Raw genomic sequence first — 12,239 nt, 5'->3', positions numbered from 1 at the left:
ATATGGCGCGGCCAGACGGGCCAGCCGTGAGACCGTTCACGCGCGCCCCTTTCCCGGGCGCAGGGAGCGTCAGCGGAATGCGACCCGGGATCCAGCGAGAGACTTCGCGAAGCGTCTGCCTGCAACAACCTGTGCCGCTTTCGCGGCGCTTCTTGTGCTGGTTCCCGGATCACCTTCCACTGCGTTTCAGGCGTCCGGGAAAGGGTGCGCCACGGAAAAGAGCAAACCCGGTCACGCCTTCGCGTGACCGAGCCCCTGACGGCCGAGCGAAGCCCGGCCGCGTCGTCATCCGAAGCGATCAGTTGCGGGTCTTGTCGACCAGCGCCTTCTCGGAGATCCACGGCATCATGCCGCGGAGCTTGGCGCCGACCTCCTCGATCGGGTGGGCGGCGAGCTTGGCGCGGGTCGCCTTGAACGAGGTCTGGTTGACCTTGTTCTCCAGCATCCAGTTGCGGGTGAAGGTGCCCGACTGGATGTCGTTCAGCACGCGCTTCATCTCGACCTTGGTCTCGGGCGTGACGATGCGCGGGCCGGTGACGTACTCGCCGTACTCGGCCGTGTTGGAGATCGAGTAGTTCATGTTGGCGATGCCGCCCTCGTAGATGAGGTCGACGATCAGCTTCACCTCGTGGAGGCACTCGAAATAGGCCATCTCGGGGGCGTAGCCCGCCTCGACCAGGGTCTCGAAGCCGGCCTTGATCAGCTCGACGAGGCCGCCGCAGAGCACGGCCTGCTCGCCGAACAGGTCGGTCTCGCACTCCTCCTTGAAGGTTGTCTCGATGATGCCGGCGCGGCCGCCGCCATTCGCCGAGGCGTAGGACAGGCCGAGGTCGTGGGCGTTGCCGGACGCGTCCTGCGCGATGGCGATCAGGGTCGGCACGCCGCCGCCGCGGAGGTACTCGGAGCGCACGGTGTGGCCCGGACCCTTCGGGGCGACCATAAGGACGTCGAGGTCCTTGCGCGGCTCGATCAGGTTGAAGTGGACGTTGAGTCCGTGGGCGAACAGGAGCGCGGCGCCCTGCTTCATGTTGCCCTCGAGGGACTCGCGGTAGATGTCGCCCTGCAACTCGTCGGGGGTGAGCATCATCACCACGTCGGCCCACTTGGCGGCCTCGGCGACCGACAGGACCTTGAAGCCCTCGTGCTCGGCCTTCTTGGCGGTGGCGGAGCCTTCGCGGAGCGCGATGACGATGTCCTTCACGCCGGAATCGCGCAGGTTGAGCGCGTGGGCGTGGCCCTGGCTGCCGTAGCCGACGATGGCGACCTTCTTGCCTTTGATCAGGTTCAGGTCGGCGTCGCGATCGTAATACACCCGCATGTCTGTCTCCTCTTAAGTTCGGTGTTTCGGGTCGGGGTTGGCCCGGCCGTAGAGGGCCAGGAACTGCTCGACGGCGCGGCCCGCATCGCGCCGGATCTCGGCCCCGTCGAGGTCGAGGGTCTCGCCGAGCAGAAGGCGAATCTGGATATCCCGGCCGACGAGGCCGAAGAAGGTGCGGAAGGCGGCCTCGCTGTCGGCGAAGGTGAGCAGGCCGGCGGCGCGCCCCGCCTCCAGCACGGGCTTCACCCGCTCGCCGATGGCGAAGCGGCCGTTCGCGAGCACGATGCCGCCGAGATTGCTCTTGCGCGTGCCCGCATGCGCGATGGCGATGCGGTTCAGCGCCACCGAGGTCGGGCCGGTGATGACCTCCAGCCACGTCACGGCGAAGTCCTGCAGGCGCTCCCGCAGGGTCGCGCCGTCGAGCACCTGAGCGCTATCAGTCCCGGCATGGACCCGGGAGGCTTGCCAGCGCACCGTCGCGGTCAGCAACCCGTCCCGGTCGCCGAACCACTTGTAGAGCGTCTCCTTCGAGCAGCTCGCCCGGCGCGCAACCGCGTCCATGGTGAGCTGCTCGCCGTCCTCGACCATCAGGCCGAGCACGGCGTCGAGCACCGCCTGCTGGCGTGCCGACGGGGCGTCCTGCTCTGCTGTGGCGCTGGCCTGCATCATCGCGAATTGCGTACCGTACCGTACGGTACGCGCTGTAGGCCGATTCGACGGCCGCGGCAAGAGGGCCGCGACCGGACGCCGTCAGCGCGGGAGCGGCAGCCCCTCGCGGGCGAAGACGGCCTGCACGGCCGGTCGCTCGGCGACGCGGCGCGCATGGCTGGTCCACGCCGGGAAGCGCCCGGCCATGTCGAACCGAAGCACCGGGCCGTTGGCCCAGAACCAGAAGACCGTCAGGTAGGCATCGACGACGCTGAAGCGGTCGCCCACGGCCCAGCCGCCGTGCGAGAGGCGCACCTCGGTCATGGTGGCGAGATCCGCGTAGGTGTTGGCGGCCTTGGCCTTGATGCCGTCGAAGGCGCTCTCGTCCTCAGTGTAGCGCTCAGGGCGGCGGACATGGGCGTAGGTGATGTGGTGGTTGCAGGCGAGCCAGCCGAGCCACTCGTCGGCGGCGGCCTGCTCGCGGAGATCCGTGGGCCACAGCGCCTTGTCCGGCACCTGACGGGCGACGTGGCGCATGATGGCCGCGCACTCGGTCAGTACCCAGCCGTCCTCGGTCAGCGCCGGCACGCGGCCGCGGTCGTTGATGGACAGGTATTCCGGCCGCCGCTGGTCGCCCGCGGCGAGATCGAGCTTGACGCCCTCGTAGGGCAGCCCGGATTCCTCCAGGATGATGTGGGCGGCGAGCGAGCAGGCGCCGGGGGCGTAGTAGAGGGTGCGGGCGGTCACTGTGACTCCTGGTTGGGGTACGGCGCGAGCGGTGGGACGACCGCAATCCCGATCAACTCATGAAGCTTGATACGGATGGCGAGCAGAACTTCGTCCGTTACAGCTCCAACACGACGGAAGCCGCGCTTGGCGCGATCGAGACACCGGATCTGATCGGTCAGGACGGCGCCGGAGACCGCGAGGCCGGGCGGCAGGATGACCTTGGTCGGCCACGGTTTCACGTTGCCGGTGATCGGGCAGACGATGGCCGTTGCGTTCAGCCTGTGGAAGTCTCTGCTCGATACGACAACGGCCGGTCGCACGCCATCCTGCTCGCGGCCCAGGCTCGGCCTGAGATCAACCCAGACGAGGGTGCCGGCTTCAAGCGGTTCGGAATCAGTCGTCACGGATGATCTCTGAACCGACATCCGGTCCCCAATCGACCAGTTCCGGTCGATGCGAGGGGCCGAGGCGTTCCATCTCGGCGATCATCTCGGCGAGCGTCATGACGGGCTCCCCGTTCACGACAGGGCGCGGCGCGGGCGAGCTTGCCCTTTTCACCTCTACGGTCGTGCCTTCACGGACGCCGAGTTCTTCGGCCTCCACGGGCGTGAGCTTGATGGCGAAGTCATCGCCCCACCGGACGACCTTGGCTTCCATCGCAATGCCTCCCTTGCGGAGACCACATCATAGCAGACGTGATCGGCCGTTGAGGAGCGTACATGCAGGGACGATCGCCCGTCCGACGTCGACAGGTGTAGGCAAGACCGTCCTGCGAGACCTACAGCGGCTCCGCCCCGCGCCCCATCGCGGAGATGCCGGTCCGGCAGATCTCCACCAGCCCGATCACGCTCATCAGGCGCACGAACCGGTCGACATCCTCGGTGGCGCCGGTCAGCTCGAACACGAAGGAGTTGAGCGTGGCGTCCAAAGTCTTGGCGCCGAAGGCGGCGGCGAGACGTAGCGCTTCGCTCCGATGCTCGCCCTCGCCCTTCACCTTCACGAGGCAGATCTCGCGCTCGAGGGCGTTGCCCTGGAGCGTCAGGTCCACGACCCGGTGCACCGGCACCAGCCGGTCGAGCTGCGCCTTGATCTGCTCGATCACGGCGTTCGTCCCGGTGGTCACGATGGTGATGCGCGAGATATGGCGCGCCTCCTCGGTCTCGGAGACGGTCAGGCTCTCGATGTTGTAGCCGCGACCGGAGAACAGACCCGAGATGCGGGCGAGCACGCCGGGCTCGTTGTCGACGATCACCGCCAGCGTGTGCCGGTTCACCGGCTCGACGCGGACGGCATCGGGGTAGTGGGTGTTCATCGCGTTCATCGCCGGCCTCGTCCTCGTCGCTCGACCCATCGCCGCCGCAGCGGCGGATCGCGGCCCGGCGGTGACGCCGGGCCGCCCGTCCTCACACCAGCATCTTGCCTTCCTCGGAGATCACGTCGCCGAGCTCGACGCCGGTCTCGCCGAGGTAATCGGACAGGAGCATCTCGTTGTGCGCCTTGCCCGATGGGATCATCGGGAAGCAGTTCTCGGTCTTGTCGACGATGCAGTCGAAGATCACCGGGCCGTCATGGGCGAGCATCTCGGCGATGGCGCCGTCGAGGTCGCCCGGCTTCTCGCAGCGCATGCCCTTGGCGCCGTAGGCCTCCGCCAGCTTGACGAAGTCCGGCAGGCTCTCCGAGTAGCTCTGCGAGTAGCGCGAGCCGTGAAGCAGCTCCTGCCACTGCCGGACCATGCCCATGTACTCGTTGTTCAGGATGAAGACCTTGATCGGCAGGCGGTACTGCACCGCCGTCGACATCTCCTGCATGTTCATCAGGATCGAGGCCTCGCCGGCGATGTCGATCACGAGCCCGTCCGGATGCGCGAGCTGCGTGCCGATCGCCGCCGGCAGGCCGTAGCCCATCGTGCCGAGGCCCCCGGAGGTCATCCAGCGGTTCGGCTCGTCGTACTTGAAGTACTGGGCGGCCCACATCTGGTGCTGGCCGACCTCGGTGGTGATGTAGGTCTCGCGGGCCTTGCAGGCCTCGTAGAGGCGCTGCACGGCGTATTGCGGCTTGATGATCGTGCCCGACGGCCAGTAGGCGAGGCAGTCCCGCGCCTTCCAGGTGCTGATCTTCTGGGACCACGATTCGAGGTTGGACTTCTCGGGCCGCGACGGCAGGGCGCGCCACGCCTCCAGCATGTCGGCCAGCACCGAGGCGCAGTCGCCGACGATCCCGATATCGACCTTGACCACCTTGTTGATCGAGGAGGCGTCGACGTCGATGTGGATCTTCTTGGAGAAGGGCGAGAACGCGTCGAGCCGGCCGGTGATCCGGTCGTCGAACCGGGCGCCGACGCAGATCATCACGTCGCACTCGTGCATCGCGAGGTTGGCCTCGTAGGTCCCGTGCATGCCGAGCATGCCCAGGAACTTCTCGTCCGTACCCGGATAGGCGCCGAGGCCCATCAGCGTCGAAGTGATCGGGAAGCCGGTCTCGCGGACGAGCTCGCGCAGCAGGCGGGAGGCCTCCGGACCCGAGTTGATCACGCCGCCGCCGGTGTAGAAGACAGGCCGGCGCGCGGTCGCCATCAGCTCGACGGCCGCGCGTATCCGGTCGGAATCGCCCTTCACGGCCGGGCGGTAGGTCTTGTGGCTCGCGATCTCCGGGCGCTCGTAGAGGCCGGAGGCGAACTGGATGTCCTTGGGCAGGTCGACGACGACCGGACCCGGCCGGCCATTGGCGGCGACGTAGAACGCCTCGTGCAGGATGCGCGGCAGGTCGTCGATCGATTTGACCAGGTAATTGTGCTTCGTGCAGTGGCGCGTGATGCCGACCGTATCGCATTCCTGGAACGCGTCGGTGCCGATCAGGTGCGTCGGGACCTGGCCGGTGATGCAGACCAGCGGGATCGAATCCAGCATCGCGTCGGTCAGCCCGGTGACGATGTTGGTGGCGCCGGGACCCGAGGTGACGAGGACGCAGCCGACCTTGCCGGACGAGCGCGCGTAGCCCTCGGCCGCGTGGACGGCGCCCTGCTCGTGGCGGACGAGGATGTGCTTGACGGCGTTCTGGTGGAAGAGCGCGTCGTAGATCGGAAGTACGGCGCCACCCGGATACCCGAACAGCGTGTCGACACCCTGATCCTGGAAGGCCCGGATGACCATCTCGGCCCCGGTCATGACCTCGCCGCTCATGCTCGTCTCCTCGCGCTCTCCGGAGCCACCGCGGTCCTCAGACCGCCGCCTTGCCCCGCCCTCTCCCACCGCACCCTCGTCATGCGGGGCGGTCCCCGCCTCGCCCGAACGTGCCGTCCGCTTCGGTATCCCGTCTGCGCCGGTCCCGCTCCGTCCTGAAGCGGGCAATAAAAAAGGGTCCCGAGGGACCCTGCATGCGCCACCACTCGGATTGCGGCCCTATCTCAGGGCCGCCCCGTCGGTGACGCTACCGCTACAATAAGGATCGTGGTCATCGGATATCCGAACTCGCCTCGCGGCGGCCAGCGATCCGATTTGGATCGACACCGGTCGCGCGTGAAGTGTTGGGCCTCATAGCGGAGCATGTGAGGCTGGTCAACGCGTTCGTCAGGCCGGGCGCGCGGTTTCTATTCCCGGCGCTGCTCACGCGAGCGGCGGCGGGTAGCGCCGGACCCAGTTGCTCGCGGCGTCGTAGGCCGCGCCGAGCTGCAGGCAGGCGAGTTCGCCGTGGTTGGGGCCAACGATCTGGATGCCGGTGGGCAGACCGCTTTCTCCGAAACCCGCCGGCACATCGAGGGACGGCAAGCCGGACATCGTCACCGGGATCGTGATCTGCATCCAGCGGTGATAGGTGTCCATCGCCTGCCCGCCCACCGTCTCGGGCCAGCGCAACGCTTTGTCGAAGGGAAAGACCTGCGCGCTCGGCATCACGAGGTAGTCGTAGGCCTCCGCGAAGCGCCGCAGGGTCTCGTACCAGCGCGTGCGGCCCTCCAGGGCCGCGATGATCCGATCGGCTCCGAGGGCGAGCCCCCGCTCCACCTCCCAGGCGGCCTCCGGTTTGAGCAGAGCCCGGTGGCGGGGCTCGTCGTAGAACGGACGGAGCGCCGCCGCGACCGTCAGGGCGCGGAGCACCAGCCAGTCCTGCCAGAGTTGCTCCATGTCGAAGCGCGGCACCGCCTCCTCGACGCTACAGCCGATCTCCACGAAGGTGGCGAGCGCGGAGCGACCGAGGTCGAGCACGCCGGGATCGAACGGGATCTGGCCTCCGCAATCGCCGAGCCACGCAATTCGGGTCCCGCGGAAGTCCCGGGCGAGGGGCGTCGCGAAACCGGACGGGTCCTGGCGGATGGCGTTCGGGCAACGCGGATCGTAGCCTGCCTGGACGGACAGCATCAGGCCGATATCGGCGGGCGTGCGGCCGATGGCGCCGAGCACGCCGAGGCCGGGGCTGAACACGTCCTTGGCCTCGGCGGGAATCCGGCCCCAGCTCGGACGCAGGCCGTAGCAATTGTTGAACGCCGGGGGGTTTCGCAGGGAGCCGGCATGGTCGCTGCCGTCGGCGACCGGCTGCATCCGCAGGGCCACCGCCACGGCGGCGCCGCCGCTCGACCCGCCCCCCGTCTTGGCCGGATCGTAGGCGTTGCCGGTGGCCCCGTAGACCGGGTTGAAGCTATGCGAGCCGAGGCCGAACTCGGGGATGTTGGTCTTGCCGATGAAGATCGCCCCGGCGGCGCGCAGGCGCGTCACCATGATCGAGTCGGTCTCGGCGATCCGGTCGGCGAAGATCGGCGAGCCTTGGGTGAATCGCAGGCCGCGGACGGGGTCGAGATCCTTCACGGCCAGCGGGAAACCGTGCAGCGGGCCGATGGCATCACCGCGCGCCAGGGCGGCGTCGGCGGCCTCGGCCTCGCGCAGGAGCGCGGCGTCGTCGGCGAGGCCCACGAGGGCGTTCACCTGCGGGTTGATCCGATGGATCCGCTCCAGATAGGCGCGCATGACCTCCACGCAGGAGATCACGCGGCCACGGATGGCGGCGGCGAGGTCTACCGCGCCCATGGCCGTGATGCCGTCCTGTCGCGCGTCCTGCATCTTGCCCTCCTCCGGATCGACGGAAGATCGGTAACCGGAGGTCGGATCCAGGCAAAGATGGCTTTAGCTAAAAGGATGGATTGCTGATGACCGTCTTTGCGAGCGCAGCGAAGCGGTGACGGCTTGCAGCCTTTTTGCGGCCGTCACGCCACCGACCACGGCAGCGTCTCCTCACCCCGGAACACAACCACCGCCGTGTCGTCGACTGTGACGGCCTCGGCGATGCGGCCCTCCCGGCGCTCCAGGGTGACGGTCCCGGCATTCGGCTCCAGCCCGTGGAAGCGGGCGCCGTTCAGCGACGCGAAGGCCTCGAACCGGTCCAGCGCCCCTTCCTCGTCGAAGACCTGCACGTAGGTCTGGAGCGCGGAAGGCCCGCAGAACACGCCGGCGCAGCCGCAGGACGCCTCCTTGGCGCCGCGGACATGGGGAGCCGTGTCGGTGCCGAGATAGAAGCAGGCCTCGCCGGAAGTCGCGGCCTTGCGCAGGGCGAGCCGGTGCCGCTCGCGCTTAGCCACCGGCAGGCAGTACAGGTGCGGGCGCAGGCCCCCCTGAAAGATGTGGGTGCGGTTGATCACGAGGTGGTGCGGGGTGATCGTGGCCGCGCACCGGCTCCGGTGCTCCCGGACAACGTCGAGGATCTCCGCCGTGGTGGCGTGCTCCACGGTGACCTTCAGCCCCGGGTGGCGGCCGAGCAGCGGGATCAGGCTGCCCTCCATGAAGGCGGCCTCGCGGTCGAAGATGTCGATCTCCGGGTCGGTCGCCTCGCCGTGGATCAGCAGCGGCATGCCGATCCGCTCCATGCGCTCCAGCACGGGCGCGATCCCGTTGAGGTCGGTGACGCCCGCGTGCGAGTTCGTGGTCGCGCCAGCCGGGTAGAGCTTGGCGGCGACCCAGACCTTCTCGGCGAAGCCCCGCTCGATCTCGTCCGGATCGGTGTCGTCCCGCAGGTAGCAGGTCATCAGCGGCGTGAAATCCATGCCGGCCGGCAGCGCGGCGAGGATCCGGTCCCGGTAAGCCCGCGCGGCCGCGACCGTGGTCACCGGCGGCACGAGGTTCGGCATGATGATGCCCCGGGCGAACTGCGCCGCCGTGTAGGGCAGCACCGCCTTTAGCATCGCGCCGTCGCGCAGGTGAATGTGCCAGTCGTCCGGCCGGCGGATCGTGATCCGCTCGACCGGCTTCGCCTCCTGGCGCTCGGCGGGAAACAGCTCGGCGACGCCCATCGTGATTTGTCCCTCAGGCCTGGCCGAAGGCGGAGATGCCGCCGTGGGCCGCCGACCACGCGGCCGGCGCGTTGAGGAAACGCTCGACCTCGTCGAGCGTCTTCGGATCGAAGGTGCCCATCTCCTTGGCCACCGCCAGCACGTCCCACCAGGTGGTGAGATAGTGGAGCTTGATGCCGATCTCCTCCATCAGCGCGGCGCTGTCGGGGAAGATGTCGTAGTAGAACAGCACGAAGCAGTGATCGACCTGGGCGCCCGAATCGCGCAGGGCCTTGCAGAAATTGACCTTGCTGCGCCCGTCGGTGGCGAGGTCCTCGACGAGCAGCGTCCGGGCGCCCTCGACGATCTCGCCCTCGATCTGGGCGTTGCGGCCGAAGCCCTTGGGCTTCTTCCGGATGTACTGCATCGGCAGCATCATCCGGTCGGCGATCCAGGCCGCGAAGGGGATGCCGGCGGTCTCGCCGCCCGCGATGTGCGTGAGCTTCTCGTAGCCGATCTCCCGCACGATCGTGGCGGTGGCGAAGTCCATCAGTGCCGAGCGCAGGCGCGGGAACGAGATGATCTTCCGACTGTCGGTGTAGACAGGGCTCGCCCAACCCGAGGTGAACTTGAACGGCTCGTCCTTGTAGAAGAGCACCGCCTCGATCTCGAGGAACATCTTGGCCGCCTCCCGGGCGATCACTGTCCGGTCGAGGGGCAGGAAGGGACTGGTCATGCGGCGTGCGCGCTCCGCTTGGGGCGCTCTCCGGGGCCGAGAGGACCGGTCCGGCCGGGGAGCGTGCGTGGAAATGAGGCCTGACCGCCCTCCTCCGCCCTGTCTCCGCCAGCGTCAACCCTGATCGCGGCGCTATCCGCGCCTCAAGCGGTCCCGTCGACCCGCGGGGGCTTGTCGGCCCGCAGATGCGCGAGGTGCCGGATGGCGAGCGCGTAGCCGTGGATCCCGAACCCAGCCAGCACGGCCGTGGCCGCGAGGGAGATGTAGGAGTGGTGGCGGAAGGCCTCGCGGCGGTGGACATTCGAGATGTGGCACTCGATCACCGGCACCTCGCAGGTGTTCAGCGCGTCGAGGAGCGCCACCGAGGTGTGGGTGTAGGCGCCCGCGTTGATGACGATGCCGGCCGAGCCGACCCGAAACTCGTGGATCGCGTCGATCAGCACGTGCTCGGCATTGCTCTGGCGGCAATCGACCGCGAGGCCGAGGCCCGCGGCGGTCTCCCGGCACAGGGCCTCGACGTCGGCCAGCGTCTCGCGGCCGTAGATCTCCGGCTGGCGCTTGCCGAGCAGGTTCAGGTTCGGCCCGTTCAGGACCAGGACGGTGTCGTTCATCGTGTGCCTCGCGGAGCGAGAGGTGCGGCAAGCGCCCGCGAGACACAAGTCCAGGCTGTCATCTGGCCGGAGATGTCCCGCACACGGACCTGCCGCCCGCGCCGGGCGGTTCAGATCCGGATCCCACGGCGCTATCCCGGTCGCGGAAGCCCGTTGAGGCAGGGAGGACAGGCGAATGGCAGGATCCCGGAGCGACGCGCCCGTGGTCATCGCGGTGGCGATCACCGGCTCCGTGCCGCGCAAAAAAGACAACCCGGCCATTCCGGTCACCGTCGCCGAGCAGATCGAGTCGACGCACCAAGCCTTCGAGGCGGGCGCCACGCTCTGCCACATCCACGTTCGCAACGACGACGAGTCGCCCTCCTCCGACCCGGACAAGTTCGCGGCCGTGCAGGAGGGGCTGCGCAAGCATTGCCCGGGGATGATCGTGCAGTTCTCGACGGGCGGGCGCGGGCGCGATCCGGCCGCCCGCGGTCTCTCGCTCAAGCACCGGCCCGACATGGCCTCCCTGTCCACCGGCTCGGTGAACTTCCCGACGATCGTCTACGAGAATTCCGCGAGCCTCGTGACGGACCTCGCCAGCCAGATGAAGCAGTACGGCGTCCGGCCCGAGATCGAGATCTTCGACCTCTCGCACCTGCACGGCGCCAAGCGCCTCGTGGCGGCGGGCCTGATCGACGCGCGCCCGCACGTACAGTTCGTCATGGGCGTCCAGAACGCGATGCCGGCCGAGGAGCACCTCCTCGACATCCTGCTCGCGGAGACCCGGCGGATCCTACCGGAGGCGACCTGGACGGCGGCCGGGATCGGCCGCAACCAGGCGATCGTGATGGACTGGGCGCTCGCCCGCGGCGCCGACGCGGTCCGCACCGGCCTGGAGGACAACATCCGGGTGACGAAGGACCGCCTCGCGGCCAGCAACGCCGAGTTGGTCGGGCTCGCCGCCGCGGCGGTGGCCCGTCACGGCCGCCGCGTCGCCACCCCCGCGGAGGCCCGCGCCGCGCTGGGTCTGGCCTGAACCCACCTTCTCACGGGCGGAGCGGCGTGCTAACGGTCCGCCCGCGCGGGTGTAGCTCAATGGTAGAGCAGCAGCCTTCCAAGCTGAATACCCGGGTTCGATTCCCGGTACCCGCTCCAAGCCCGCCGCGCTCCGCGCCTCCGGGCCACTCCCTATCAGATCCCGTCAGGCGACACCCTTGAAGAAGGTTGCGTAGCCGTCGTCGTGCACCCGGGCGAGAGAGGCCCGGTACGGGGCGTAGCCCGGCTCCTCCGGCCCGATCCGCCCGTACCCGTGCGCGCCCGCCTGCTCGGGCAGCAGCGCCAGAGGCGCCGCCGCCGGGGTCAGCTGCGTGCCGCGCCCCGCGTGGAGGGTGGTCAGGACCCCGTACATCTCGCCCTGGATGTTCGGGCGGCACAGCACCGCGAGGCGGTGCTGCCCGTGCCAGTTGGTCACCAGGTAGATCATGCCCGACTGGCTCGGCACGGCGACGCTGCCGGATTGCGCGAAGGGGGCATCGAGCCGCTCGGCCTCGCGGAACACGAGGCGGGCCGCGTCCGAATCCCAGGCGATCTCGGTCCGGTAGGCGAAGATCGCGCCCGCGGACCCGAACGAGGGTCGCAGGGTGAGGTAGCGCCCCTCGATCCAGGCCACGCTCTCCCGCGAGTAGGAGCCGAGCTCGTCGGGCGCGTGGCGGGCCGCCTCCGGCGCCGGTCGCCCCGGCTCCTGGCGGAGGGACTGGCCGAGGGCCTCCTCCAGGCGGATCGTCGTCGCCAGGGTGAAGGGCCGGCGACCGGCGAGCGCCTTCTCCAGGGTCGAGATGCTGATCCGGGCCTCTTCGGCCAGCGTCTGCCGGGAGATGCGCCGGCGGGCCAGCGCCTCGCGCACGGTCTGGGCAATGGCGCGGCTCTGCGCCTCGGACAGTTCGATCTCGCTCACAGGCACGGCTC

At 68.9% G+C, this 12,239-nt stretch carries 13 protein-coding genes and 1 tRNA gene; 2 read left to right on the top strand and 12 right to left on the bottom strand.

The genetic code is table 11. The annotated features are described in order from the left end of the window. Nucleotides 1-298: 298 nt before the first annotated feature. The 11 genes from ilvC to aroQ all read right to left on the bottom strand — a co-directional run bounded on the left by ilvC (nt 299) and on the right by aroQ (nt 10,292). Nucleotides 299-1,318: a ketol-acid reductoisomerase gene (gene ilvC, locus AC1DXK_RS01655; protein WP_457104740.1), complete on the bottom strand. Its 1,020-nt coding sequence runs from the start codon at nt 1,316-1,318 to the stop codon at nt 299-301. Nucleotides 1,319-1,330: 12 nt separating this feature from the next. Continuing rightward, nucleotides 1,331-1,987, bottom strand: a complete 657-nt coding sequence (locus tag AC1DXK_RS01650) for a TetR/AcrR family transcriptional regulator C-terminal domain-containing protein (protein ID WP_457104739.1) — start codon at nt 1,985-1,987, stop codon at nt 1,331-1,333. Nucleotides 1,988-2,068: 81 nt separating this feature from the next. Then, entirely contained in the window at nt 2,069-2,713 is a 645-nt protein-coding gene (locus AC1DXK_RS01645; protein ID WP_457104738.1) for a glutathione S-transferase family protein, read from the bottom strand. After that, on the bottom strand, nt 2,710-3,099 hold the full coding sequence (locus AC1DXK_RS01640) for a type II toxin-antitoxin system PemK/MazF family toxin (RefSeq protein WP_457104737.1): 390 nt from the start codon (nt 3,097-3,099) through the stop codon (nt 2,710-2,712). The genes AC1DXK_RS01645 and AC1DXK_RS01640 overlap by 4 nt, the downstream gene beginning before the upstream one ends. After that, complete coding sequence (locus AC1DXK_RS01635) at nt 3,089-3,352, bottom strand: AbrB/MazE/SpoVT family DNA-binding domain-containing protein (RefSeq protein ID WP_457104736.1); 264 nt, start codon at nt 3,350-3,352, stop codon at nt 3,089-3,091. Before AC1DXK_RS01635 ends, AC1DXK_RS01640 begins: the two co-directional genes overlap by 11 nt. Before the next feature lie 121 nt (nt 3,353-3,473). Continuing rightward, on the bottom strand, nt 3,474-4,016 hold the full coding sequence (gene ilvN, locus AC1DXK_RS01630) for an acetolactate synthase small subunit (RefSeq protein ID WP_210032530.1): 543 nt from the start codon (nt 4,014-4,016) through the stop codon (nt 3,474-3,476). Between the two features lie 82 nt (nt 4,017-4,098). Next, nucleotides 4,099-5,874, bottom strand: coding sequence for an acetolactate synthase 3 large subunit (locus AC1DXK_RS01625; RefSeq protein ID WP_457104735.1), 1,776 nt, complete (start codon nt 5,872-5,874; stop codon nt 4,099-4,101). Nucleotides 5,875-6,297: 423 nt separating this feature from the next. Then, on the bottom strand, nt 6,298-7,743 hold the full coding sequence (locus AC1DXK_RS01620) for an amidase (RefSeq protein ID WP_457104734.1): 1,446 nt from the start codon (nt 7,741-7,743) through the stop codon (nt 6,298-6,300). 143 nt (nt 7,744-7,886) lie between these two features. Then, on the bottom strand, nt 7,887-8,966 hold the full coding sequence (gene pyrC / locus AC1DXK_RS01615) for a dihydroorotase (protein ID WP_457104733.1): 1,080 nt from the start codon (nt 8,964-8,966) through the stop codon (nt 7,887-7,889). 13 nt (nt 8,967-8,979) lie between these two features. Continuing rightward, the gene (locus AC1DXK_RS01610) at nt 8,980-9,681 is read right to left on the bottom strand and encodes an orotate phosphoribosyltransferase (RefSeq protein ID WP_457104732.1); all 702 of its coding nucleotides are present in this window, start codon (nt 9,679-9,681) and stop codon (nt 8,980-8,982) included. Nucleotides 9,682-9,824: 143 nt separating this feature from the next. After that, complete coding sequence (gene aroQ, locus AC1DXK_RS01605) at nt 9,825-10,292, bottom strand: type II 3-dehydroquinate dehydratase (protein ID WP_477296602.1); 468 nt, start codon at nt 10,290-10,292, stop codon at nt 9,825-9,827. 175 nt (nt 10,293-10,467) lie between these two features. Here aroQ and AC1DXK_RS01600 point away from each other — a divergent pair, with 175 nt between their 5' ends. Next, nucleotides 10,468-11,310 carry a 3-oxoadipate:acetyl-CoA acetyltransferase gene (locus AC1DXK_RS01600; RefSeq protein ID WP_457104730.1) on the top strand — a complete coding sequence of 281 codons (843 nt, stop codon included), beginning with the start codon at nt 10,468-10,470 and terminating at the stop codon, nt 11,308-11,310. A 45-nt stretch (nt 11,311-11,355) separates the two neighbouring features. Further along, nucleotides 11,356-11,429 (top strand) — tRNA-Gly (locus AC1DXK_RS01595). A gap of 46 nt (nt 11,430-11,475) precedes the next feature. Here AC1DXK_RS01595 and AC1DXK_RS01590 read toward each other — a convergent pair. Then, entirely contained in the window at nt 11,476-12,228 is a 753-nt protein-coding gene (locus AC1DXK_RS01590) for a helix-turn-helix domain-containing protein (RefSeq protein ID WP_457104729.1), read from the bottom strand. Nucleotides 12,229-12,239: the final 11 nt, after the last annotated feature.

Source organism: Methylobacterium sp. P3_A11 (assembly GCF_056403155.1).
Note: the sequence above shows the minus strand (reverse complement) of the source record. Positions and strands in the feature narration are given on the sequence as shown.